At 59.2% G+C, this 23,992-nt stretch carries 25 protein-coding genes; 3 read left to right on the top strand and 22 right to left on the bottom strand.

The genetic code is table 11. From position 1 onward, the window contains the following. Positions 1–3 precede the first annotated feature (3 nt). Positions 4–825 carry a M23 family metallopeptidase gene (locus F7R06_RS22435; protein ID WP_090316536.1) on the top strand — a complete coding sequence of 274 codons (822 nt, stop codon included), beginning with the start codon at positions 4–6 and terminating at the stop codon, positions 823–825. A 120-nt stretch (positions 826–945) separates the two neighbouring features. On the opposite strand, the gene F7R06_RS22430 is transcribed toward F7R06_RS22435, so the two are convergent. Further along, positions 946–1,302, bottom strand: a complete 357-nt coding sequence (locus F7R06_RS22430) for a hypothetical protein (RefSeq protein WP_090316533.1) — start codon at positions 1,300–1,302, stop codon at positions 946–948. Between the two features lie 387 nt (positions 1,303–1,689). Here F7R06_RS22430 and leuA point away from each other — a divergent pair, with 387 nt between their 5' ends. Continuing rightward, positions 1,690–3,369, top strand: coding sequence for a 2-isopropylmalate synthase (gene leuA / locus F7R06_RS22425; RefSeq protein ID WP_047538113.1), 1,680 nt, complete (start codon positions 1,690–1,692; stop codon positions 3,367–3,369). A gap of 201 nt (positions 3,370–3,570) precedes the next feature. Here the strand turns inward: leuA and F7R06_RS22420 are convergent, their stop codons facing one another. From F7R06_RS22420 to trmJ, 21 genes are all read right to left on the bottom strand, one after another. Then, positions 3,571–4,362 (bottom strand): amidohydrolase, encoded by a 792-nt coding sequence (locus F7R06_RS22420; RefSeq protein WP_090318327.1) that lies wholly within the window; start codon positions 4,360–4,362, stop codon positions 3,571–3,573. After that, positions 4,350–5,498 (bottom strand): pyridoxal phosphate-dependent aminotransferase, encoded by a 1,149-nt coding sequence (locus F7R06_RS22415; RefSeq protein ID WP_090316530.1) that lies wholly within the window; start codon positions 5,496–5,498, stop codon positions 4,350–4,352. The genes F7R06_RS22420 and F7R06_RS22415 overlap by 13 nt, the downstream gene beginning before the upstream one ends. A 305-nt stretch (positions 5,499–5,803) precedes the next feature. Next, positions 5,804–7,273 carry a ribosome biogenesis GTPase Der gene (gene der / locus F7R06_RS22410; RefSeq protein ID WP_090316528.1) on the bottom strand — a complete coding sequence of 490 codons (1,470 nt, stop codon included), beginning with the start codon at positions 7,271–7,273 and terminating at the stop codon, positions 5,804–5,806. Positions 7,274–7,490: 217 nt separating this feature from the next. Next, positions 7,491–8,642: an outer membrane protein assembly factor BamB gene (gene bamB, locus F7R06_RS22405; protein ID WP_090316526.1), complete on the bottom strand. Its 1,152-nt coding sequence runs from the start codon at positions 8,640–8,642 to the stop codon at positions 7,491–7,493. Further along, complete coding sequence (locus F7R06_RS22400; protein WP_090316524.1) at positions 8,635–9,276, bottom strand: YfgM family protein; 642 nt, start codon at positions 9,274–9,276, stop codon at positions 8,635–8,637. Before F7R06_RS22400 ends, bamB begins: the two co-directional genes overlap by 8 nt. A 41-nt stretch (positions 9,277–9,317) precedes the next feature. After that, on the bottom strand, positions 9,318–10,607 hold the full coding sequence (gene hisS / locus F7R06_RS22395; protein ID WP_090316521.1) for a histidine--tRNA ligase: 1,290 nt from the start codon (positions 10,605–10,607) through the stop codon (positions 9,318–9,320). Between the two features lie 38 nt (positions 10,608–10,645). Next, positions 10,646–11,755 (bottom strand): flavodoxin-dependent (E)-4-hydroxy-3-methylbut-2-enyl-diphosphate synthase, encoded by a 1,110-nt coding sequence (ispG, locus tag F7R06_RS22390; protein WP_020795607.1) that lies wholly within the window; start codon positions 11,753–11,755, stop codon positions 10,646–10,648. A gap of 3 nt (positions 11,756–11,758) precedes the next feature. After that, the gene (locus F7R06_RS22385) at positions 11,759–12,781 is read right to left on the bottom strand and encodes a RodZ domain-containing protein (protein WP_090316518.1); all 1,023 of its coding nucleotides are present in this window, start codon (positions 12,779–12,781) and stop codon (positions 11,759–11,761) included. Continuing rightward, positions 12,781–13,539 carry a type IV pilus biogenesis/stability protein PilW gene (pilW, locus tag F7R06_RS22380; protein WP_090316515.1) on the bottom strand — a complete coding sequence of 253 codons (759 nt, stop codon included), beginning with the start codon at positions 13,537–13,539 and terminating at the stop codon, positions 12,781–12,783. Before pilW ends, F7R06_RS22385 begins: the two co-directional genes overlap by 1 nt. 12 nt (positions 13,540–13,551) lie before the next feature. Continuing rightward, a complete protein-coding gene (rlmN, locus tag F7R06_RS22375) occupies positions 13,552–14,700 on the bottom strand; it encodes a dual-specificity RNA methyltransferase RlmN (RefSeq protein WP_047538092.1) in 1,149 nt (382 codons plus the stop codon). 28 nt (positions 14,701–14,728) lie between these two features. After that, positions 14,729–15,154, bottom strand: a complete 426-nt coding sequence (gene ndk / locus F7R06_RS22370; RefSeq protein ID WP_047538089.1) for a nucleoside-diphosphate kinase — start codon at positions 15,152–15,154, stop codon at positions 14,729–14,731. 92 nt (positions 15,155–15,246) lie between these two features. Further along, entirely contained in the window at positions 15,247–15,447 is a 201-nt protein-coding gene (gene iscX, locus F7R06_RS22365; protein WP_017340315.1) for a Fe-S cluster assembly protein IscX, read from the bottom strand. A 14-nt stretch (positions 15,448–15,461) separates the two neighbouring features. Then, positions 15,462–15,803, bottom strand: coding sequence for an ISC system 2Fe-2S type ferredoxin (gene fdx, locus F7R06_RS22360; RefSeq protein ID WP_090316512.1), 342 nt, complete (start codon positions 15,801–15,803; stop codon positions 15,462–15,464). Positions 15,804–15,805: 2 nt separating this feature from the next. Continuing rightward, a complete protein-coding gene (hscA, locus tag F7R06_RS22355; RefSeq protein WP_090316509.1) occupies positions 15,806–17,668 on the bottom strand; it encodes a Fe-S protein assembly chaperone HscA in 1,863 nt (620 codons plus the stop codon). Between the two features lie 51 nt (positions 17,669–17,719). Further along, complete coding sequence (gene hscB, locus F7R06_RS22350; protein ID WP_090316506.1) at positions 17,720–18,241, bottom strand: co-chaperone HscB; 522 nt, start codon at positions 18,239–18,241, stop codon at positions 17,720–17,722. Positions 18,242–18,249: 8 nt separating this feature from the next. After that, positions 18,250–18,573, bottom strand: coding sequence for an iron-sulfur cluster assembly protein IscA (iscA, locus tag F7R06_RS22345; protein WP_003227904.1), 324 nt, complete (start codon positions 18,571–18,573; stop codon positions 18,250–18,252). Positions 18,574–18,607: 34 nt separating this feature from the next. Then, complete coding sequence (gene iscU / locus F7R06_RS22340) at positions 18,608–18,994, bottom strand: Fe-S cluster assembly scaffold IscU (RefSeq protein WP_028620148.1); 387 nt, start codon at positions 18,992–18,994, stop codon at positions 18,608–18,610. A gap of 188 nt (positions 18,995–19,182) precedes the next feature. Continuing rightward, a complete protein-coding gene (locus tag F7R06_RS22335; RefSeq protein ID WP_090316503.1) occupies positions 19,183–20,397 on the bottom strand; it encodes an IscS subfamily cysteine desulfurase in 1,215 nt (404 codons plus the stop codon). A 50-nt stretch (positions 20,398–20,447) separates the two neighbouring features. Continuing rightward, positions 20,448–20,939: a Fe-S cluster assembly transcriptional regulator IscR gene (iscR, locus tag F7R06_RS22330; RefSeq protein ID WP_003227911.1), complete on the bottom strand. Its 492-nt coding sequence runs from the start codon at positions 20,937–20,939 to the stop codon at positions 20,448–20,450. Positions 20,940–21,123: 184 nt separating this feature from the next. Beyond that, positions 21,124–21,900, bottom strand: a complete 777-nt coding sequence (gene cysE, locus F7R06_RS22325) for a serine O-acetyltransferase (RefSeq protein ID WP_090316500.1) — start codon at positions 21,898–21,900, stop codon at positions 21,124–21,126. A 2-nt stretch (positions 21,901–21,902) separates the two neighbouring features. Next, on the bottom strand, positions 21,903–22,673 hold the full coding sequence (trmJ, locus tag F7R06_RS22320; RefSeq protein WP_090316497.1) for a tRNA (cytosine(32)/uridine(32)-2'-O)-methyltransferase TrmJ: 771 nt from the start codon (positions 22,671–22,673) through the stop codon (positions 21,903–21,905). Between the two features lie 146 nt (positions 22,674–22,819). Here trmJ and suhB point away from each other — a divergent pair, with 146 nt between their 5' ends. After that, a complete protein-coding gene (gene suhB / locus F7R06_RS22315; RefSeq protein ID WP_007941397.1) occupies positions 22,820–23,638 on the top strand; it encodes a type III secretion system regulator SuhB in 819 nt (272 codons plus the stop codon). Positions 23,639–23,992: the final 354 nt, after the last annotated feature.

Genomic DNA, 23,992 nt, shown 5'->3' with positions numbered 1-23,992 from the left:
CCCATGCCGCGCCTTTTAGCTTCGCTGCTGTTGCTGTGCCTGACCCTCAACGCCCATGCCGACAGCTACATCACCCGCCTGTTGAACAAACCGGTGCCAGGTGGCGTCGCGGTGGTGGATCTGGGCACTTCCGCGCAAGCACCGAAAGCCAGCTATCAGGGCAAACCGGTGCTGGTGGTCAAGGAACAGAACAATTGGCTGGCCATCGTCGGCGTGCCACTGACGACCAAGCCGGGCGCTCAGTCCATCAGCAGCGCTGGTCGTACGCTGAGCTTCACGGTGGGCCAGAAAAAATACCCTGAACAACGCATCACCTTGAAGAACACGCAGCAGGTCAATCCGGACCCGGAGAATCTCAAGCGCATCGAACGCGAGCTGGCTGAGCAGATCACCGCCTACCGCACGTTCAGCCCGAATACGCCCAGCAACCTGCTATTGGACAAGCCTGTCAACGGGCCGCTGTCGAGCAAGTTCGGGGTGCGCCGGTTCTTCAATGGTGAAGAACGCAATCCCCACGCTGGCCTGGACTTCGCGGTGCCGGCCGGTACCCCGATCAAAACCCCGGCCGATGGCAAAGTGATTCTGATCGGCAATTATTTCTTCAACGGCAACACGGTGTTTGTCGACCATGGCCAAGGCTTCATCAGCATGTTCTGCCACATGTCGAAAATCGATGTGAAGGTCGGTCAACCATTGGCTCGCGGTGACGTGGTCGGCAAGGTCGGTTCGACCGGGCGGGCGACCGGGCCACATATGCACTGGAACATCAGCCTGAACGATGCGCGCGTGGACCCGGCGATTTTCATCGGGGCGTTTCAGCCCTGAATTCGCAGTGAGGCGAGCGGCCTCTTCGCGGGCAAGCCCACTCCCACCCGATCCATTGCAGAAGCGGGCTTGTCCGCAAAGGCAGCATCACAGGCTCAACCCTGATCACTGAAAAACAACTTACTCCGCGTCCAGATCCTCAATCCCATGCACCTCCCGATCCGCCAGGCAGTGTTTGACCCACTCCTGCGTCTCCTGCGAAAAGCCGCTTAACTCTTGAGCCGTAATCAACTCCCGGGCACACAGCCCGAGCAAGTGCGAGCGGGCTTCATGACGTGAAAAACTGAAAACCCCAAAGGCCCAATACAGCTCTTTTTGACCAGCCTTGAGCAGCTCCTCGCTGGCCTCCATCCGCTCGTAAGGTGAAAGGCTTTTATCCAGCACGGTCTTTTCGACATCCGCCATGATCCGCACGCACATCCGCTCGCGGGCCATCGGACGCAGCACACAATAAAGCTTCCAATCGGACTCGTTCATCGCCGACTCCTGCTTGCCAGTCGAGGCTTAAAGCATAGCTGCGCCACCGGCCGCCCATGCTGAAAGCTTCGATTGCGCACCACTCAAACCCTGCGCAAGCAACTGAACATTCGAAGCCAATCAAAGCAATAAAATCTCGATAAATACATTGTCACGAGTATTCCTCTCAATTTTTTTCGACTGCTTGCCATCCTTTCCCCCCGCGGTTAGGGTTGAAGACATGAAAACCTCTCACACCCTCATTCAGCGTCGCCAGCACCGCAGCCTGTGCCTTGTCAGCGCACGACTGCCGGGCTGATCGCGATGCCTCGTCTCACGCGTTACCCCCAGAACATTTGATCCACCGGCAGGCCGCCTTTTTTCGGCCCACACAATAAGGATTTCCCGATGAGCATGCTCAAAGACCCGTCTTCGAAATACCGCGCGTTCCCGACCATCGACATCCCGGACCGCACCTGGCCGTCGAAAACCATCACGGCCGCGCCGATCTGGTGCAGTTCCGACCTGCGTGACGGCAACCAGTCGCTGATCGAACCGATGGACGCCGTCAAGAAGCTGCGCTTCTGGAAAACCCTGGTGCAGGTAGGCGTGAAAGAAATCGAAGCCTCGTTCCCGGCCGCTTCGCAAACCGACTTCGACTTCGTGCGCACCCTGATCGAAGGCAATCACATCCCAGACGACACCACCATCCAGGTGCTGACCCAGGGCCGTGAAGACCTGATCGAACGTACCTTCGAATCCCTGCGCGGGGCAAAGAAAGCCATCGTTCACCTGTACAACGCGACCTCCCCTTCCTTCCGCCGGATTGTCTTCAATCAGGACAAGGACGGAGTCAAGGCCATCGCCGTGAACGCCGCCAAACTGTTCGTCAAATACGCAGCCATGCAGCCGGACACCGAGTGGACCTTCGAGTACTCGCCAGAGACTTTCAGTGCCACCGAACTGGAGTTCGCCAAGGAAGTCTGCGACGCGGTGATCGAGGTATGGAACCCGACGCCCGAGCACAAGATGATTCTCAACCTGCCGGCCACCGTCGAATGCGCAACCCCGAACATCTATGCCGACCAGATCGAATGGTTCGGCCGTCACATCAACCGTCGTGACAGCGTGATCATCAGCCTGCACACCCACAACGACCGTGGCACTGGCGTTGCGGCCACTGAACTGGGCCTGATGGCCGGCGCCGACCGCGTCGAAGGCTGCCTGTTCGGCAACGGCGAGCGTACCGGTAACGTTGACCTGGTGACCGTCGCGCTGAACATGTACACCCAGGGCCTCGACCCTCAACTGGACTTCTCCGACATCGACGGCGTGCGCAAAGTCGTCGAAGAGTGCAACCAGATCCAGGTTCACCCACGTCACCCGTACGTCGGCGACCTGGTGCACACCGCGTTCTCCGGCTCCCACCAGGATGCCATCCGCAAGGGCTTCGCCCAGCAGAAACCGGACGCGCTGTGGGAAGTACCGTACTTGCCGATCGACCCTGCCGACATCGGCCGCAGCTACGAAGCGGTCATCCGCGTCAACAGCCAGTCGGGCAAGGGCGGTATCGCCTACTTGCTGGAACAGGAATACGGCATCAGCCTGCCGCGTCGCATGCAGATCGAGTTCAGCCAGGTCGTGCAGCGTGAGACCGATCGCCTGGGCCTGGAAATGACTGCCCAGCAAATCCACGCCCTGCTGCACAGCGAGTACTTGCAGGCCAACACCCCGTACGCGCTGGTCAGCCATCGCCTGCAGGAAGAAAACGGCCACAGCGCCGTCGAAGTGGAAGTCGCCAGCCAAGGTCAGGGCGAAACCAACCTGCATTGGCGCGGCAAGGGCAATGGCGCTCTGGAAGCGCTGGTGGCCGGTTTGCCAGTGCCGGTGGAAATCATGGACTACAACGAGCACGCCATCGGCGCAGGCACCAACGCCAAGGCTGCCGCCTACATTGAACTGCGAGTCAATGGTGAGCGCGCGGTGCATGGCGTCGGCATCGACGAAAACATCACCACCGCCAGCTTCAAGGCTCTGTTCAGCGCGCTGAACCGCTCCCTGAGCCAGCCTGAAGCGAAAGCCGCGTAAGCCTTCGCTGTCATGCAAAAAGGCCCCGGAGTGCGAACCTCGGGGCCTTTTTTTGCCTGCTGGTTTTGTGCTGTCTGAACCGGCCCTTTCGCGGGCAAGCCCGCTCACAGTTGACCGTTGTGAACTCAAATTTTGTTTACACCCACATACCCTGTGGGAGCGGGCTTGCCCGCGAAGAGGTCAGGTCAGGCGACGACGAACTCAGGTGAATTCGAAAGTATCCGCATCCAGATTCGCCGGAAACCGCGCGCGATACGCCGCCAGTTCCGCCGCATTGAGCAGCACCTTGAATACTCCGTCCGCCTCACCGGCACTGAGCAACGTCTCGCCCTGGAAATCCAGCACCTGACTGTCACCGGTATACGCAAAGCCTTTGCCGTCCGTCCCGATGCGGTTCACCGCCGCCACGTAACACAGGTTTTCGATCGCCCGCGCCGGCAACAAGCGGTTCCAGTGCTGGCGTCGAGCGCCCGGCCAGTTGGCGGTATACAGCAACAGGTCGGTGTCCTGGGCATCGCGACTCCAAACCGGGAAGCGCAGGTCGTAGCAGATCAACGGCCTCACGCGCCAGCCCTTGAGTTCGAACTGCACCTGACGCTCGCCCGGGGTGTAGTGATGATGCTCGCCGGCCATGCGGAACAGGTGGCGCTTGTCGTAGTGCCACAGCTCGCCGTCCGGCCGTGCCCATAACAGGCGATTGCGATGACTGCCATCGGCCGCCTGAATGATGACGCTACCAGTAATCACTGCCTCGAATTTCGCCGCCTGAACCCGCAGCCATTGGCTGGTGGGGCCGTTTTCCGGTTCCGCGAGGGTTTCGGACTCCATGGAGAAACCGGTGGTGAACATCTCCGGCAGAATGATCAGGTCTGCGCCGCGCGCCTGTTCCAGCAGCGACTCGAAATGCTCCAGGTTTGCCCGGCGGTCATGCCAGGCCAGGGACGTCTGGATCAGCGCGATGTTCAGATTCGGTAGCGCACTCAGATCACGCATAGTTTTTCCGCTGCTTCACGCAGGGTCTCCTCACGCTTGGCAAAGCACAGTCGCACCAGGCGCTGGCCTTCGGGTGGTGTCTGGTAGAACACCGAGATCGGAATACTTGCCACGCCATGTTCGCGAGTCATCCACAGGGCCATTTCGACGTCATTGAGGTCCGGACGGATTTGCGAGTAATCGACCAACTGGAAATAAGTGCCGGTCACCCGTTTGAAACTGAAACGCGATGGCGCGAGCAAATCGCAGAACAGATCACGCTTGGCCTGATAGAAATCCGGCAGTTCTTCGACGTGTTCCGGATGCTCGGCCATGTAATCGGCCAAGGCATATTGCAGTGGCGTAACACCGCAGAAACTGACGTATTGATGCACTTTGCGCAGCTCTGCCGTCAGGGCCGGCGGCGCGACGACGTAACCGGTTTTCCAGCCGGTGACGTGATAAGTCTTGCCGAAAGAGCTGACCACGAAGGCTCGCTGATACAGTTCTTCATGGGCCAGCACGCTGACGTGTGGTACGCCGTCGTACACCAGGTGTTCGTAGACCTCGTCGCTGACGATGTAGATGTCACGGTCGCGAATCAGCGCCGCCAACTGATCCAGCTCGGCGCGACTGATCAAGGCACCGCTGGGGTTGTGCGGGGAATTGAGGATGATCATTCGCGTGCGCGGACTCAACGCAGTGGCGAGCTTGTCGAAGTCGATGCTGAAATCGTCCAGGCCCAACGGTACGTGCACGCAACGACCACCCGCCAACTCAACCGAAGGCTCGTAACTGTCATACGCCGGATCGAACACGATGACTTCGTCACCATTGTGGATAACGGCCTGGATGGCGCTGAAAATCGCCTGGGTCGCGCCCGGGGTGACGGTCACTTCGTTGTCGGCATCGACGTTGACGCCATAGCTACGGGCGATCTTCGCCGCAATCTGCTGACGCAGAGCGGGCAGGCCGGTCATCGGCGAATACTGGTTGTGGCCATTGGCAATATGCCGGCCAACCGCGTCGCACAGGGCTTGCGGGGCATCGAAATCGGGAAATCCCTGAGACAGGTTTAGCGCGCCGGTCTGCGCGGCGAGCTGAGACATCTGGGTGAAGATAGTGATGCCGACATTCGGCAGCTTACTGGTGATCATCGGTGATTCCCTGCTCTACACCCGGCTCTAACGGCGGCGCGGGAGAGCCCGAGGATAGCCCAAACGGCAGGCACGAAAAAGGGCGCCATACAGGGCGCCCTTCGTCAATTGATCACCGCTGTACCTGTGGCGAGGGAGTTTGTCGGACCGCCGCACCGCCCCGTTCGGCTGCGAAGCAGTCGTAAAACCTGCACCGGGGTCTGACAGACCCCGGTGGATGGTTTCGGGCTGGCTGCGCCACCCAACGGGGGCAAGCCGCCTCACCACAACAAGCCCCCGACAAAAGAGAGTGCGAGGGCTTGGAATCAGCGTTTGTCGCGACGCTTCTTGTCGGCCTTCTTGTGGTGCGACATCAAGCGACGCTTCTTGTTGACCTGACGGTCGGTGAGCGAGTTCTTGTTGCCTTCGTACGGGTTCTCGCCGCCCTTGAACTCGATGCGGATCGGCGTACCGACCAACTTCAGCACACGACGGTAAGTGTTTTCCAGGTAACGGACGTAGGACTTCGGCACCTTTTCGATCTGGTTACCGTGAATCACGATGATCGGCGGGTTCGCGCCACCCAGGTGGGCATAACGCAGCTTGATCCGACGGTTATTGACCATTGGCGGCGCGTGCTCACCGACCGCGTCTTCCAGGATCTGGGTCAGGCGGTTGGTTGGCCAGCGGGTGACCGCAGACTTGAACGAGTTTTGTACCGACGCATAGAGATTACCTACGCCAGTGCCATGCAGCGCCGAGATGAAGTGAATGTCGGCGTAGTCAACGAAGAACAGGCGACGCTGCAACTCGACCTTCACGAAGTCGCGTTCGCTCGGGGTCATGCCGTCCCACTTGTTGATGGCGATGACCAGCGCACGACCCGACTCAATGGCGAAGCCCAGCAGGTTGAGGTCGTGATCGACCACGCCTTCGCGGGCGTCCATCACGAAGATCACCACGTTGGCGTCTTTGATCGCTTGCAGGGTTTTGACCACGGAGAACTTTTCGACTTCTTCGTGGATCTTGCCGCGCTTGCGCACACCGGCGGTGTCAATCAGCGTGTACTTCTCGTCGTTACGCTCGAACGGGATGTAGATACTGTCGCGAGTGGTGCCGGGTTGGTCATAGACGATAACCCGGTCTTCACCGAGCATGCGGTTGACCAGGGTCGACTTGCCGACGTTCGGACGGCCGATGATCGCGATCTTGATCCCGTCTTTTTCGCTCGGGCCAGGAATGCGCTTGGCTTCTTCGCCCTCGGCAACTTCCTCTTCCTCGCCTTCTTCCGGCTCTTCTTCGTCTTTCGGGAATTCGCTCAGGGCGATTTCCAGCATCTGGGTGATGCCACGGCCATGAGCACCGGCGATTGGAATCGCGTGCCCCATGCCCAACGGAGCGAATTCGGCGCGGGCCATATCAGGGTCGATGTTGTCGACCTTGTTGGCGACCACGTAGGAACGCTTGTTACGTTTGCGCAAATGCTCGGCGATCATCTGGTCGGCGGCGGTGAAACCGGCCTTGGCATCTACCAGGAACAGCACAACATCCGCTTCTTCAATGGCCAGCAGCGACTGCTCGGCCATTTTTTCGTCCATACCATGCTCGTCACCGGAGATACCGCCGGTGTCGACCAGAATGTAGGAACGCCCTTGCCACTTGGCCTCACCGTATTGGCGATCACGGGTCAGACCGGACAGGTCGCCGACAATGGCGTCGCGAGTCCTGGTCAGGCGGTTGAACAAGGTGGACTTGCCGACGTTCGGTCGGCCCACCAGGGCGATTACGGGAACCATGCGGCTCTCCACTTCGTTATTTCAGAAAATACAAAAGCCGCTGCGAGGCAGCGGCTGGTGCTCGGGGCTATCACTGTAGGAGCGAGCTTGATCGCGAAAAACGCAAAAACACTGCGTTTATTCAGACCGCAAACGTAATCGTTGGCGCCCTTCGCGAGCGAGCTCGCTCCTGCAAGTGAAGCAGCCTGGGGGGTTAACCCCAAGCATAGTCAAACCTTTACTTGATGGTCAGGGCTTCCAGTTTGCCGCTGTTGCCATACACATAAATCGTGTCACCCACCACCAGCGGACGGGCACGCAGGCCGTCGCTGTCGATACGCTCGCGGCCGACGAATCGACCATCAACCTGACTCAGCAGGTGCAGATAACCTTCCAAGTCACCCACTGCAACGTAGCTGGAAAACACTTCAGGAGCCGACAGCTGACGACGAGCCAGCGAATCGTTGCTCCACAAAGCCGTGGTGGAACGCTCGTCGACGCCTTCGACAGTGCCCGAAGACAGACTCACGTAGAGACTCCCGAAGCCCTGCGCGACACCCGCATAGCTGGAAGCATCACGCTGCCACAGCTGGCGACCGCTTTGCAGGTCAAGCGCGGCAACGCGCCCCTGGTAGCTCGCGACGTAAATCGTCTCGCCGGACAACAGCAGGCCGCCGTCGATATCGACCACACGCTCCAGCTCCGAACGACCTTGCGGGATCGCTACACGCTGTTCCCACACCGGCACGCCGTTGGAAATGTCGAGAGCGACCACTTTACCGGTCGACAGGCCAGCCACCGCGAGGTGGTTGGTCACGATCGGCGCACTGGTACCGCGCAGTGTCAGAACCGCTGGCGTGCTGTCATACAACCAGCGCTGAGTGCCGGTAGCGGCATCCAGACCGATCAGACGGTCGTCCTGGGTCTGAACCACCACCACATCGCCGTTGTTGGCCGGTGGTGCCAGAACTTCGCTGGACACGCGAGCACGCCACTTCACTTCACCGTTGCTGGTGTCCAGGGCAACGATTTCACCCTTGAGCGTACCCAACGTCAGCAGACCGTAACCCACGCCAACGGCGCCGGAAACAGGCAGTTCGAGTTTTTTCTTCCACTTGACGTCGCCGTTGCTGCGATCCAGTGCCATCACCACACCAGTCACGTCGGCAGCATAAATGGTATCGCCGTCGATCGCTGGAACCAGCATGTTGTAGGTTTCGCCCTGACCGTCACCGATCGAACGACTCCACTGCTTTTTCAGAACCACTTCTTCCTTGAAGTCGGTCAACTCGGCCGGTGGCAATTCTTTTTTGCTGTTGCTGCTGCAACCCGCGGCCAACAGGGCCAGAGCCAGCAATGCTGCATGTTTCCAACGAATCACGTCACGCATCCCCTTTGGCCAGGTCGTCCAGCTTCATTTGTAGGCCACCCACCGCCGCTTCATCCGACAGTGCAGCCTTGGCCTTTTGATAGGCCTTATACGCTTCATCGGTACGACCCAACTGCACCAGCAGGTCGCCCTTGAGCTCTTCACGAGTGGCCAGGAATGCCTTGTCGGCATCGCCTTCAAGCAGTTTCAAGGCTTCATCGGCCTTGTTCTGCGCGGCCAGCACCTGAGCCAGGCGCTGACGGGCGATTTCGCCCAGTGCCGGATTGGCCGGCTTGGCTACAATGCCTTTCAGCTCGCTGGCTGCGTCATCCAGCTTGCCACTGTCGACGGCGACTTTCGCCACGAACAGGTTGCCGTATTGCGCATAGGCGCTACCGCCGAACTCACTATTGAGTTTGGCAGCCAGGTCCGAAACACGGCCCGCATCAGGCTTGCCGTCAGGCGTCAGCGTGGTTTCCAGCAATTGCTGATAGAGCATCGAGGCGCCTTGCGACTGGTTGCTCTGATACTTGTGAAAGGCTTGCCAGCCGAACACGATGACCAGCGCCAACAGGCCGCCAGTCACCAGGGGCTTGCCGTTACGTGACCACCAGTCCTTCAAATCCGCCAGCTGTTCGTCTTCGGTACTCGACACCCCAATACTCCTTAATCGCTAAATCGGCTGTTTAGACAGCTTCAACCCTGCACGACGCAGGTGGCCAGGTGTGCAGCAAGCGCATCCCAGGCAATGCTTTGTTGTTCGCCCTGGCCACGCAGGGGTTTGAAACCTACCACTTGCTGGGCCATCTCGTCGTCACCGAGGATCAGTGCATACAGCGCACCGCTCTTGTCGGCTTTCTTGAACTGGCTTTTGAAGCTGCCGGCGCCGGCATTCACTTGCAGGCGCAGGTTGGGTAGCTGATCTCGAACGCGTTCGCTCAACGCCAGAGCGGCCAGCTCGGCGGCTTCACCGAAGGCGCAGAGGTAGACGTCGACCTGACGGGAGATCTCTTCCGGGATCTGCTCCAGGGTTTCCAGCAACAGCACCAGGCGTTCGATGCCCATCGCAAAGCCAACGCCCGCCGTCGGCTTGCCGCCCATCTGCTCGACCAGGCCGTCGTAACGACCACCCGCACACACAGTGCCCTGGGCGCCGAGTTTGTCGGTGACCCATTCGAAAACGGTCTTGCTGTAGTAATCCAGCCCGCGAACCAGCTTCGGGTTGATCACGTAAGGAATGCCAGCGGCGTCCAGGCGAGCCTTCAGGCCCTCGAAGTGCACGCGGGACTCTTCGTCGAGGTAGTCGGCCATTTTCGGCGCGTTGACCAGGATCGCTTGAGTGTCGGCGTTCTTGGTATCCAGAACCCGCAGCGGGTTGGTCTTGAGGCGGCGCTGGCTGTCTTCGTCCAGCTTGTCCAGGTGAGCGGACAGGAACTCGACCAGTGCCTCGCGATAACGACCACGGGATTCGCTGGTGCCCAGGCTGTTGAGTTCGAGCTTGACCGCATCGCGGATCCCCAGCTCGCCCCACAGGCGCCAGGTCAGCACGATCAGCTCGGCATCGATGTCCGGACCATCAAGGTTGAACACCTCGACGCCGATCTGGTGGAACTGACGATAACGGCCCTTCTGTGGACGCTCGTGGCGGAACATCGGACCGATGTACCAGAGTTTCTGTACCTGGCCACCGCCGGTGATGCCGTGCTCGAGCACGGCACGCACACAGGCTGCCGTGCCTTCCGGACGCAGCGTCAGGGAGTCGCCGTTACGGTCGTCGAAGGTGTACATCTCTTTTTCGACGATGTCGGTCACTTCACCGATGGAGCGCTTGAACAGCTCGGTGAACTCAACGATCGGCATGCGGATCTGCTTGTAGCCGTAGTTATCCAGCAGACGCGAAACGGTGCCCTCGAAATGACGCCACAGAGGGGTCTGTTCGGGCAGGATGTCGTTCATGCCACGAATGGCTTGCAGAGACTTGCTCACATTAAATCCTTAAATTCCGTTCGGCTCTTTGGTCGGGCTCAGCCGCGCGCGATGACGGCAGCGTCAGCTTCGACCTTTTCGGCCGCTTTCTCGCGGATCAAGCGTTCGAGCTCATCCACGAGATTGTCATTCGTCAGTTTCTGCGACGGCTTGCCGTCGATGTAAATCAGGTTTGGCGTGCCGCCGGTCAAGCCGATATGGGCTTCCTTGGCTTCACCGGGTCCGTTGACCACGCAACCGATGACCGCGACATCCAGCGGCACCAGCAGGTCTTCAAGGCGCCCTTCCAGTTCGTTCATGGTTTTGACCACATCGAAGTTCTGCCGCGAGCAGCTCGGGCAGGCGATGAAGTTGATGCCACGGGAACGCAAATGCAGGGATTTGAGAATGTCGTAGCCGACTTTCACTTCCTCGACCGGATCAGCCGCCAACGAGATGCGAATAGTATCGCCAATCCCCTCGGCGAGCAGCATACCGAGGCCCACAGCAGATTTCACCGTGCCGGAACGCAAACCACCCGCTTCGGTGATCCCCAGGTGCAACGGCTGGACGATTTCCTTGGCCAGCAGGCGGTAGGCTTCGACGGCCATGAACACGTCGGAGGCTTTGACGCTGACCTTGAAGTCCTGGAAATTCAGGCGCTCGAGGTGTTCGACGTGGCGCAAGGCCGACTCAACCAGTGCGGCAGGTGTCGGCTCGCCGTATTTTTTCTGCAGGTCTTTTTCCAGGGAGCCAGCGTTTACGCCGATGCGAATCGGAATGCCGCGATCACGGGCGGCATCGACCACGGCACGAACGCGATCTTCGCGCCCGATATTGCCCGGGTTGATCCGCAGGCAGTCAACGCCAAGCTCGGCGACGCGCAATGCGATGCGGTAGTCGAAATGGATATCGGCAACCAACGGCACCTTGACCAGTTGCTTGATTTTGCCGAAGGCCTCGGCGGCGTCCATGTCCGGCACCGACACCCGCACGATATCGACACCGGCTGCTTCCAGACGATTGATCTGTGCAACGGTGGCCGCGACGTCATTGGTGTCGCTATTGGTCATGCTCTGCACAGCGATTGGCGCATCACCGCCAACCGGTACGTTACCGACCCAGATCTTGCGTGATTCGCGACGTTTGATTGGAGATTCGCCGTGCATGACTTATTGACCCAACTTCAGGCGAGCAGTCTCGCCACTGGTGAAAGGAGCCACATCAACTGGCTGGCCGTTGTAGCTCACCTGAGCGCCACGGGCGTAGCCCAGGCGCACGGCGAACGGCGGCTTGCCGCTGACGGAAACGCTATCGCCTTTACGCTTGAGGCCGCTCAACAGCACCTTGCCGGTGCCATCGGTCACTTGCGTCCAGCAATCGGCCGTGAATTGCAGTTGAACCTGGCCCTGGCCGGCGACTGGAGCCGTCGTTGCTGGTGCAGGGGCGCTTGGGGCAACCGGCGCGGTCACGACCGGAGCAGGAGCGGCCGGTGCCGGCGTCGCAGGAGCAGCAACAACCGGAGCAGCGCTGTGCGCCGGGGCTGTTGGCGCAGGTGCGGCTGGTGCAGGTGCAGGTGCAGGTGCAGCCGCTTGAGCTTCGGCCGGCGCTGGCGCCGATGCATCGGCTGGCGGCAATGCAAGAGTGGTTGCGCCTTCAGTCTGGCCTTGTGCGACCGCCTGGTCTTCCGGCTCGTCCAGCGGATGAATCTGGGTGGTACCGTCAGCGCCTTCGACTTCTACGTGTTCAGGGCTCAAGCTGGTCAAGTCCTTGGTACGTAGCGAGGTCTGATCCTGCCACCAGACAAAACCGCCACCAATCACTGCGATCAGCAACAGCAGACTGACAATTCGCAAGATGGTGTGGGAAACACGGACCGGCTCTTCGATGCGCCCCAGGCTGTGAACGTTACTGCCCTTGGAGTCAGTGCCGGTGGATTGGTCGAACTGCTGGACCAGAACGGCCTGATCCATGCCCAGCAATTTGGCATAGGCGCGAATATAACCGCGGGCAAAGGTATGCCCTGGCAGCTTGTCGAAAGCGCCGGCTTCCAGATTACTCAGGGAATTGACGGTGAGGTTGAGCTTGAGGGCCACTTCGGCCAGCGACCAGCCATTGCTTTCGCGGGCCTGGCGCAGGGTCTCACCGGGGTTAACGCGATTCGCTGCTACAACTTCGGGATGCGCCGCTTTCATCATTGCTCCGACAGGTATTGCTGATATTCCGGTGTACCGGGATAGAGTCGTTTTAATTGCAGGCCCGCACTGGCGGCCTTGTCGCGATCTTCAAACACTTTTGCCAGTCGAACGCCGAGCAATAGACTACGTGCATTTTGTTCGGCGAGCAGGCTAAAACGATCGTAATAGTCACGCGCGGGCACATAATGCCTGTCTTCGTAAGACAACTCAGCCATTTCCAGCAATGCGCGAGGCTGCTGGTGGTTCAAGCGCAGGGCTTTCTCCAGTTGTTGCTGGGCCAAATCACGCTGGCCGAGCATCGAAGCCGTCATCCCAAGGTTCTCGAACACTCGCGAACGCTCAGGATACAGGGTATCGGCCGCGGCTTGCTCGAAGCGCTCGTAGGCTTGCTTGTAACGCTTCTGCTCGAATAGAAAACTGCCGTAGTTATTGAGGATTCGCGCATCGGCGGGACGGGAGGACAGCGCCTTGCGAAAATGCTGGTCGGCCAGTTCCGGTTCCATTTCAGCCTGAAATACCAGACCCAGCGCCGCGTTGGCATCGGGGTCCGCCTCATCCAGCTCCAGTGCTTTCTTCAACGGCACTTTCGCACGTTCAGTCATGCCCTGCTGCAGATACCCGATCCCGAGCTGCACGTAAGCCTCACGCGCCTCGTCGCGGCCCTTGCTGGTCTTCATCGGGTTGTAATCGCCGGAAAGAACACAGCCAGCACACAGGCTGGCCAACAGCAAAAGCAGCGCAAAGCGCAGGGACATAGAGATCCTCTCTTAGTTGTTGTTCGCGGCGTTCTGCGCCATATCGTTGTCGGCGCTCAACTCGCGCACGGCGATATAACGTTCGCTGCGACGGGTGCGATCCAGCACCTGCCCTACCAATTGACCACAGGCCGCGTCGATGTCCTCACCACGAGTGGTGCGCACAGTGACGTTGAAACCGGCGTGATGAAGCTGATCCTGGAACCGACGAATGGCGTTGTTACTCGGCCGCTCGTACCCGGAATGCGGGAACGGGTTGAACGGGATCAGGTTGATCTTGCACGGAATGTTTTTCAGCAACTCGATCATCTCGACCGCGTGCTCAACCTTGTCGTTAACGTCCTTGAGCAAGGTGTACTCGATGGTCAGCACGCGTTTTTCGCCCAGGGACGACATGTAGCGCTGGCACGACTCGAGCAGCATCTTAAGCGGATACTTCTTGTTGATCGGCACCAATTGGTTACGCAATGCGTCATTCGGTGCGTGCAGGGACAACGCCAGGGAGACGTCGATGTGCTTGGACAGCTCATCGATCATCGGCACCACGCCCGAAGTGGACAGGGTCACGCGGCGCTTGGAAATGCCATAGCCCAGGTCATCCATCATCAGATGCATGGCGGCAATGACGTTGTCGAAGTTCAGCAGCGGCTCACCCATGCCCATCATCACCACGTTGGTGATGGCACGGTCGACGGTCGCCGGGACGCTGCCAAAGGATTTGTTGGCAATCCACACCTGACCGATCACTTCGGCGGCGGTGAGGTTGCTGTTGAAGCCTTGCTTGCCGGTGGAGCAGAAACTGCAATCCAGGGCACAGCCTGCCTGGGACGAAACGCACAATGTGCCGCGCTTGCCCTGGGGAATGTACACGGTCTCGACGCAGCTGCCGGACGCCACGCGTACGACCCACTTACGGGTACCGTCGCTGGAGATGTCCTCGCTGACCACTTCCGGACCGCGAACTTCAGCAACAGCCTTGAGCTTCTCGCGCAAGGCCTTGCTGACATTCGTCATGGCGTCGAAATCATCGACGCCAAAGTGGTGAATCCATTTCATTACCTGACCGGCACGGAAACGCTTCTCCCCGATTGAGTCGAAGAATTTTTCCATTTCCTGTTGAGTCAGACCCAGCAGGTTGGTTTTAACAGTCGATGTAGTCATGGATTCACCTTCACTCTTAAGCCAATGCTTAGCGAGTGGTTACTTCAGTAGCTGCGAAGAAGTATGCGATTTCGCGAGCAGCAGCGGCTTCGGAGTCCGAACCGTGTACGGCGTTGGCGTCGATGGATTCAGCGAAGTCAGCACGGATGGTGCCGGCAGCGGCTTCTTTAGGGTTGGTAGCGCCCATCAGCTCACGGTTGCGAGCGATAGCGTTTTCACCTTCCAGAACCTGAACAACAACTGGACCGGAGGTCATGAAAGCAACCAGGTCACCGAAGAAACCGCGCTCGCTGTGCTCAGCGTAGAAGCCTTCAGCTTCGGCTTTCGACAGTTGCTTCATTTTCGAAGCTACAACGCGCAGGCCGGCTTCTTCAAAACGGGAAACGATCTTGCCGATCACGTTTTTAGCAACGGCGTCAGGCTTGATGATGGAGAAAGTACGTTGAACAGCCATGGTGTAACTCCAGAAACGGTAATTTGCGAAAAATTAAACCCGCGAATTATACGCGGGTTCTTGGGTATTGCCTAACTGCGTACGGCGCAGACTCAATCTGCTTCTTCGATCCAGGCGGCCTGAATGGCTTCAAGCACCTTCTCGCCACCGCGGGTCGGATCATCACTGAACTCCGGCAATGCCAGCACCCATTTGTGCAGATCGACGAAGTTCACGTAACGCGGATCCACTTCCGGCTTGGATTCAGCCAGCTGGATCGCGATTTCCAGCACATCAACCCATTTCAGACTCATTTCATTTCCTTGAATCAGTGCGGCGCTTCGGCCGCATGGTTGAGCGAGTATTTCGGAATTTCGATGGTCAGGTCTTCAGTCCCGACTCGGGCCTGACAGGCCAGACGCGATTGAGCTTCCAGCCCCCAGGCCTTGTCAAGGTAGTCCTCTTCCAGCTCATCGGCCTCTTCCAGAGAGTCGAAGCCTTCACGAATCAGGCAATGACAAGTGGTGCAGGCGCAGACGCCACCGCAGGCGCTTTCCATCTCGATATGGTGTTCGTGAGCCAGTTCAAGGATGGAAATACCCGGCTCAGCCTCCACAACCATGCCTTCCGGACAAAACTTTTCGTGTGGCAGAAAAATGACCTGCGGCATCGTTATTCCTCAATCTCATTCAGGTTGCGCCCCGCCAGCGCGGCTTTCACCGTCGAGTCCAGGCGGCGGGCAGCAAAGGCATCGGTCACTTGCGACAGACGCTTGGTCTGCTGCTCGATGGCATAGCCATCGGTACCTTTCATCAGTTCGGTCAATTCCTGCACCTGCGCATCGATGACCACGCGCTCTTCGGCATCGAGCAGACGGTCGCCATCAGCCTCCAGAGCCGCCTGCACCGCTTCGATCAGACGCTGCGCGTCGACCTGCTGCTCGCGCAGGACGCGGGCGACCTTGTCGTCGTTGGCGTGCTGGAACGAATCCTTGAGCATCTTGGCGATTTCGCCGTCGGTCAGCCCGTAGGAAGGCTTGACCTGGATGCTGGCCTCAACGCCCGAACCGAGCTCGCGGGCGGAAACACTCAGCAGACCGTCGGCATCGACCTGGAACGTCACGCGAATTTTCGCGGCACCGGCCACCATTGCCGGGATACCACGTAATTCGAAGCGCGCCAGGGAGCGGCAGTCACTGATCAGCTCCCGCTCACCCTGCAACACGTGGATCGCCATGGCCGACTGGCCGTCTTTATAGGTGGTGAAGTCCTGGGCGCGAGCGACGGGAATGGTGGTGTTGCGCGGAATTACCTTCTCCATCAGGCCGCCCATGGTTTCCAGCCCCAGGGACAACGGAATCACGTCGAGCAGCAGCAATTCATCGCCGTCACGCTTGTTGCCGGCCAGGGTATCGGCCTGGATCGCGGCACCGATGGCCACCACTTGATCCGGATCGATTTCAGTCAACGGCTGGCGACCGAAAGCCTCCGCGACCGCTTCGCGAACACGAGGCACGCGAGTCGAACCGCCAACCATCACCACGGCGTGCACTTCTTCCAGCTCGACGCCGGAATCACGAACGGCACGACGGCAGGCTTTGAGGCTGCGGGCAACCATTGGCTCGATCAGCGCATTAAAGGCTTCACGAGTCAGCTCAGCGTTCCAGTCACCATAAGCGACCTCAACGGACGAGGCATTGGTCAACGCTTCCTTGGCCGCACAAGCGGTTTGCAGCAAATTGCGTTGCGCGCCCGGATCAAGATCGGCAGACAAACCGGCGCTCTCGATGATCCAGCCAGCGATCGCGTGATCGAAGTCATCGCCGCCCAGGGCACTGTCGCCGCCGGTCGCCAGGACTTCGAACACACCGCCGGTCAGGCGCAGAATCGAAATATCGAAGGTGCCGCCGCCCAGGTCATAAATTGCAACCAGGCCTTCAGCATGCTGGTCCAGACCGTAGGCAACCGCCGCAGCCGTCGGCTCGTTAAGCAAACGCAGCACGTTCAGACCGGCCAGCTTGGCCGCATCCTTGGTCGCCTGACGCTGAGCATCGTCGAAATACGCAGGAACGGTAATCACCGCACCGACCAGCTCGCCACCCAGTGTCGCTTCGGCACGCTGACGCAGGACCTTGAGGATATCGGCGGAAACTTCGACCGGGCTTTTCGGGCCCTGGATCGTATCGATGAACGGCATGTGCGATTCGCCGCCGACGAAGCGGTACGGCAGTTGATCGCCCAATTGCTTGACGTCGGACAGTCCACGACCCATCAAGCGCTTGACCGACAGCACGGTGTTCAAAGGATCGGTGGCGGCAGCCAGCTTGGCCGACTCGCCAACTTCGACGCGATCGGCGTGATAGCGCACGGCGGAAGGCAGGATGACCCGCCCTTCTGCGTCAGCCAGGGGCTCGGAAAGACCACTGCGCAATGCAGCGACCAGCGAATTGGTAGTGCCCAAGTCGATCCCCACAGCCAGACGACGCTGGTGCGGTTGAGGACTTTGGCCGGGTTCGGCGATCTGCAGTAGGGCCATCGTAATCAGGACTTATCTGTATATCAGGCGTGCGACCGGAGCGGCACTGGGTTAATCGTCGAGGCGCTCTTCTAACTGGCGCACTTCGTAGGTGAGCTTGTCGAGGAACTGCATGCGCCGCATCAGGCGTTCCGCCTGTTCACGTCGCGCAGCATCGTTCCAGCAAGCTGCGAAGCTTTGGTTCAGCTCATCCTGGGCAGCCTTCAGGCGGCGCTTGAAGGCGGCGACGCCATTCAGGTCTGCACTGTCCTGCAGGTCTTCGAGCTCTTCACGCAACGCCATCTGCTGCAGAAGAAACTCCGGATCATGCACCGTGACCTCCAGCGGCAACTCGCCACCATTCAAGGCGAGCAAGTATCGCGCGCGCTTGGGTGGGCTCTTGAGCGTCTGGTAGGCCTCGTTGAGGCTCGCGGATTGCTCTAGCGCCAGCCGCTGCTCACGCTCGGAAGCGTCGGCAAAGCGGTCCGGATGAACGCCGCGCGCCAACTCACGATAGCGCGAAGCCAGCTGATCGAGATCCAGATCGAAACTCGGTTGCAGCTCGAATAATGCGAAATGACAAGGAGTACCCACGAGCAGCCTCAGATGTTGAAGCTTTCGCCGCAGCCACATTCACCGCGCACGTTGGGATTGTTGAACTTGAAGCCTTCGTTCAACCCTTCCTTGACGAAATCGAGCTCGGTGCCGTCCAGGTAAGCCAGGCTTTTCGGGTCGATGATCACTTTCTCGCCGTGACTTTCGAACACCTGATCCTCTGCCACCACCTCGTCGACAAACTCCAGCACGTAGGCAAGGCCGGAACAGCCTGTAGTGCGAACACCCAGACGAATCCCCTCACCTTTGCCGCGCCCATCGAGGGAGCGTCGCACGTGTCGAGCAGCCGCTTCTGTCATGCTGATAGCCATCGGTGACTCCTTACTCGTCGCCAAATCTTGAAAGTCAGATCAAGCCTTTCTTCTGCTTGTAGTCGCGAACGGCCGCCTTGATGGCGTCTTCAGCGAGCACGGAGCAGTGAATTTTCACTGGCGGCAGGGCCAGTTCTTCAGCCAGCTGAGTGTTCTTGATGGTCTCCGCCTCGTCCAGGGTCTTGCCCTTCATCCACTCGGTGGCGAGGGAGCTGGAAGCGATCGCCGAACCGCAACCGTAGGTCTTGAACTTGGCATCTTCGATGATGCCGGCTTCGTTGACCTTGATCTGCAGGCGCATCACGTCGCCGCACGCCGGAGCGCCGACCATGCCGGTGCCGACATCAGGATCTTCCGCGTCCATCTTGCCGACGTTGCGCGGGTTTTCGTAGTGGTCGATGACCTTTTCGCTGTAAGCCATGATTCAATCCTCACTCATCAGAGAGTCGCTCTTCAGACCCTGTAAAAACTACTGCGCTCGGTAATCCTGCGTCAAAAACAGGCTCGGACTGCTCATTTACAACCAGTAAACTCCGCGTCCTCGCCTGTTTTTTCCTTGTCTTCCCTTCGCTCGCTACGTTTTTACAGCGTCTGCTAACGGCGATTTAATTAGTGTGCCGCCCACTCGATTTTCGAAATGTCGACACCGTCTTTGTACATGTCCCACAGCGGCGACAGAGCGCGCAGCTTGGTAACGGCCTCGCAGACTTTCTGCGCGGCGTAATCGATTTCTTCTTCAGTGGTGAAACGGCCGAAGGTGAAACGGATCGAGCTGTGAGCCAGTTCGTCGTTGCGGCCCAGGGCGCGCAGCACGTACGAAGGCTCAAGGGATGCCGAGGTGCAAGCCGAACCGGACGAAACCGCCAGATCCTTGAGCGCCATGATCAGCGACTCGCCTTCAACGTAGTTGAAGCTCAGGTTCAGGTTGTGCGGAACGCGGGCGGTCAGGCTGCCGTTGACGTACAGCTCTTCCAGATGCTCGACCTGCTTGTAGAAACGGTCGCTCAAGGCCTTGATGCGCACGTTCTCGGCAGCCATGTCTTCCTTGGCCACACGGAAAGCTTCGCCCATGCCGACGATCTGGTGGGTCGCCAGGGTACCGGAACGCATGCCGCGCTCGTGACCGCCGCCGTGCATGGTCGCTTCGATGCGAACACGCGGCTTGCGGCTCACGTACAGTGCGCCGATGCCTTTAGGGCCGTAGGTTTTGTGAGCGGAGAACGACATCAGGTCAACTTTCAGCTTCTGCAGGTCGATCTCGACCTTGCCGGTGGACTGAGCGGCGTCGACGTGGAACAGGATGCCCTTGGAACGGGTCAGCTCGCCGATGGCGGCGATGTCGTTGATGGTGCCGATTTCGTTGTTCACGTGCATGACCGAAACCAGGATGGTGTCGTCACGCAGCTCGGCTTCGATCATCTCTGGAGTAACCAGACCGTCGGTGCGAGGCTCGATGTAGGTCACTTCGAAACCTTCACGCTCCAGTTGGCGCATGGTGTCGAGGACAGCCTTGTGCTCAATCTTGGTGGTGATCAGGTGCTTGCCCTTGGTGGCATAGAAATGCGCCGCACCCTTGATTGCCAGGTTGTCGGATTCGGTGGCACCGGAGGTCCAGACGATTTCGCGCGGGTCGGCGTTGACCAGGTCGGCCACCTGACGACGAGCGTTTTCGACGGACTCTTCAGCTTTCCAGCCAAACACGTGGGAACGGGACGCCGGGTTACCGAAGTTTCCGTCGACCAGCAGGCATTCACTCATTTTTTGCGCGACACGCGGATCAACCGGGGTAGTCGCAGAGTAATCAAGGTAAATCGGCAATTTCATGGACTATCTCCTAAATCAGGCTGGCTGGCGTGCCGCTAGCTCTCTGGCTGTCATTCGACGGCGGACGCTTCAATCTTGTCCAGGCGTGGCGCCTTGCTGTTGCAACGGCGTTGATCCTGGCGCTGGGCTACTTCTTGCACTTCACGGCGAGTGACAAGGTCAGCCAAGCTGATACCGCTCAGAAATTCGTGAATCTGCAGGCTCAGGTCGCACCACAAGTGGTGAGTCAGACAGGTATCGCCCGAATGGCAATCACCCTGCCCCTGGCATTTGGTGGCATCGACCGATTCGTTCACCGCATCGATCACCTGGGCAACCTGGATCCCTTGCATGTCGCGCGACAGCTGGTAGCCGCCGCCTGGACCACGGACGCTGGAAACCAGATTGCTGCGGCGCAATTTGGCAAAAAGCTGTTCGAGGTAGGACAGGGAGATGCCTTGGCGCTCGGAGATATCGGCCAGGGACACGGGCCCGTGCTGCGCGTGCAACGCCAGGTCAAGCATGGCGGTCACGGCGTATCGGCCTTTTGTAGTCAGTCGCATGGACAATTACCACGGAGTTCGGAATGGGGCGAGTATGCAATTCCCGAGTATTTAAGTCAACTATAAGACCTAGTACTTTAGTCAGGTTTACCCGCAAAAGAGCGCGCGCATCATATCAGGGTCTGCGGCCTAATGGCACACCGCTCAGCGCTGTGCCATTGCCTATCTGCGACCTGTACCGGAATCAGCCGACCTGACTCTGATCCTTGTCCTTTACACAGGCGAAGTCTTCTTCACGCAGCTCAGGCAGATCTTTCGCACAGTAATTGCTGCCCAGATCCTTCAGCGCCCCGCACATACCCTCCAACCGCCCATCAACGGCTTGCAGATGGTCGAGCAATTGATTGATGGCGCGGGCCACCGGATCCGGCATGTCTTCAGTCACGCCATAGGCATCGAAACCGATCTTCTCGGCCATCGCCTTGCGCTTGGCGTCTTGCTCTTCGTCGGACTTGACGATGATCCGCCCCGGAATACCCACCACCGTGGCGCCCGGCGGAACCGCTTTAGTCACCACGGCGTTGGAGCCGACCTTGGCGCCCGCCCCCACAGTGAACGGGCCAAGCACCTTGGCGCCGGCACCGACAACGACACCATCACCCAGCGTCGGGTGACGCTTGCCTTTGTTCCAGCTGGTGCCCCCCAGGGTCACGCCCTGATAAATGGTCACGTCATCGCCGATTTCAGCCGTTTCACCGATCACGATGCCCATGCCATGGTCAATGAAGAAACGACGCCCCACCTTGGCACCCGGGTGAATCTCGATTCCCGTCAACCAGCGACCGAAGTTCGACACCAGCCGCGCCAGCCATTTCAGATCCGCACGCCACAACACCGAAGACAGGCGATGGATCCAAATAGCGTGCATGCCCGGGTAGCAGGTCAGGACCTCAAATGCGTTACGCGCTGCCGGATCACGATGGAAAACACTCTGGATATCTTCACGCAAACGCTCGAACATCATTATTCCTTCCGTTTCAGAAGCTCGCCACGGGCCGCTTTTTGGGTCTCCGTGAGGATGCCACGCAAAATATTCATTTCCGCCCGGCTGACCGAGCTGCGTCCGTACAAGCGGCGCAGGCGCGCCATCAAGTGCCGTGGCTTTTCCGGATCGAGAAACTCGATGGCCACCAGGGTTTGCTCCAGGTGTTCATAGAATCGTTCCAGCTCATCCATGGTCGCCAGCTCAGCGCTTTTGACCGATGCCACTTCTTCCTTCTCGACCTTGGTCGGCTGACCTTGCGCAGCCAGCCAGGACATGCGCACTTCATAACTCAATACCTGCACCGCCGCCCCAAGGTTCAGCGAGCTGAACTCAGGGTCTGATGGGATGTGCACGTGATAATGACATCGCTGCAACTCTTCGTTGGTCAGGCCGGAATCTTCACGACCGAACACCAGCGCGATCTCGGCGCCTTGCGCGGCTTCCTCGACCACTTTCGCACCACATTCGCGAGGATCGAGCAGCGGCCAGGGAATACGACGATCACGGGCGCTGGTGCCCAGCACCAGATTGCAGCCGACCAGAGCCTCTTCCAAAGTGGCGACGACTTGCGCTTTTTCAAGGATGTCACCGGCACCCGAGGCACGGGCGTCGGCCTCGTGATGAGGGAACAGCCGTGGCTCAACCAGCACCAGCCGCGACAGCCCCATGTTCTTCATGGCACGCGCAGTCCCGCCGATATTGCCCGGATGACTGGTATTGACCAGCACGACACGAATGTTTTGCAGCAAGGGAGGCGCTCTCGAACACTGAATTAAGGAGCGGAATCTTACAGCTGAACCTACCGTTAAGCCATGAAAGCGAACGTCGTCCTTCACCTGTAGAAAGTTTCTGATAGAATGCCCGGCTTTCTTTAACAACCTTAGGTGACACATCCATGCAGCCCATGCTGAATATCGCGCTGCGCGCCGCCCGCAGCGCCAGTGAATTGATCTTCCGCTCCATCGAGCGCCTGGATACCATCAAGGTCGACGAAAAAGACGCCAAGGATTACGTATCCGAGGTGGACCGCGCCGCCGAACAGAAAATCATCGACGCACTGCGCAAGGCTTACCCGAATCACTCGATCATGGGTGAAGAAACCGGCCTGCACGCCGGCACCGGCATCGAAGGTGAAGAGTACCTGTGGATCATCGACCCACTGGACGGTACCACCAACTTCCTGCGCGGCATTCCTCACTTCGCCGTCAGCATCGCCTGCAAATACCGCGGTCGCCTGGAACACGCCGTTGTTCTGGACCCGGTTCGCCAGGAAGAATTCACCGCCAGCCGTGGTCGCGGCGCCCAACTGAACGGTCGTCGCCTGCGCGTCAGCGGCCGCACCAGCCTGGACGGCGCCCTGCTGGGTACCGGCTTCCCGTTCCGTGACGACCAGATGGACAACCTCGACAACTACCTGGGCATGTTCCGCGCCCTGGTAGGCCAGACTGCCGGCATCCGCCGCGCTGGTTCCGCGAGCCTGGACCTGGCCTACGTGGCTGCCGGCCGTTTCGACGCGTTCTGGGAGTCGGGCCTGTCCGAGTGGGACATGGCCGCAGGCGCCCTGCTGATTCAGGAAGCAGGCGGCCTGGTGAGCGACTTCACCGGCGGTCACGACTTCCTTGAAAAAGGCCACGTCGTTGCCGGCAACACCAAATGCTTCAAGGCAGTCCTGACGGCGATCCAGCCGCACCTGCCGGCCTCGCTGAAGCGCTAAGCGTCCAGCGACAGAAAAGCACCTTTCGGGGTGCTTTTTTTATGCCTGGAATTGGCCCTCAAAAACACCACCCCCCCTGTAGGAGCGAGCTTGCTCGCGATGGGTCGCCAACGATTACGCGGGCGCTCAGTATTAACGCGGCGTCTTTGAGTTCTTCGCGAGCAAGCTCGCTCCTACAAAGGATGCGTGACAACCCAAGAATCGCGGGCACAAAAAAGCACCCTGTACAGACTGTGTGAAAACCTAGCAATCTGCGCAGCGCTCAAAGAAAATGCTCCGTATCGAAAGATACGGAGCATTTTTCGTTATGGCCTACATCCAGGGAGAGCCCCGCAGCCAGACCAGCCTGTTCCC

This window comes from Pseudomonas moorei (genome assembly GCF_008801475.1).
GTDB classification, from domain to species: domain Bacteria; phylum Pseudomonadota; class Gammaproteobacteria; order Pseudomonadales; family Pseudomonadaceae; genus Aquipseudomonas; species Aquipseudomonas moorei.
This window is presented reverse-complemented; position numbering and strand designations above follow the sequence as displayed.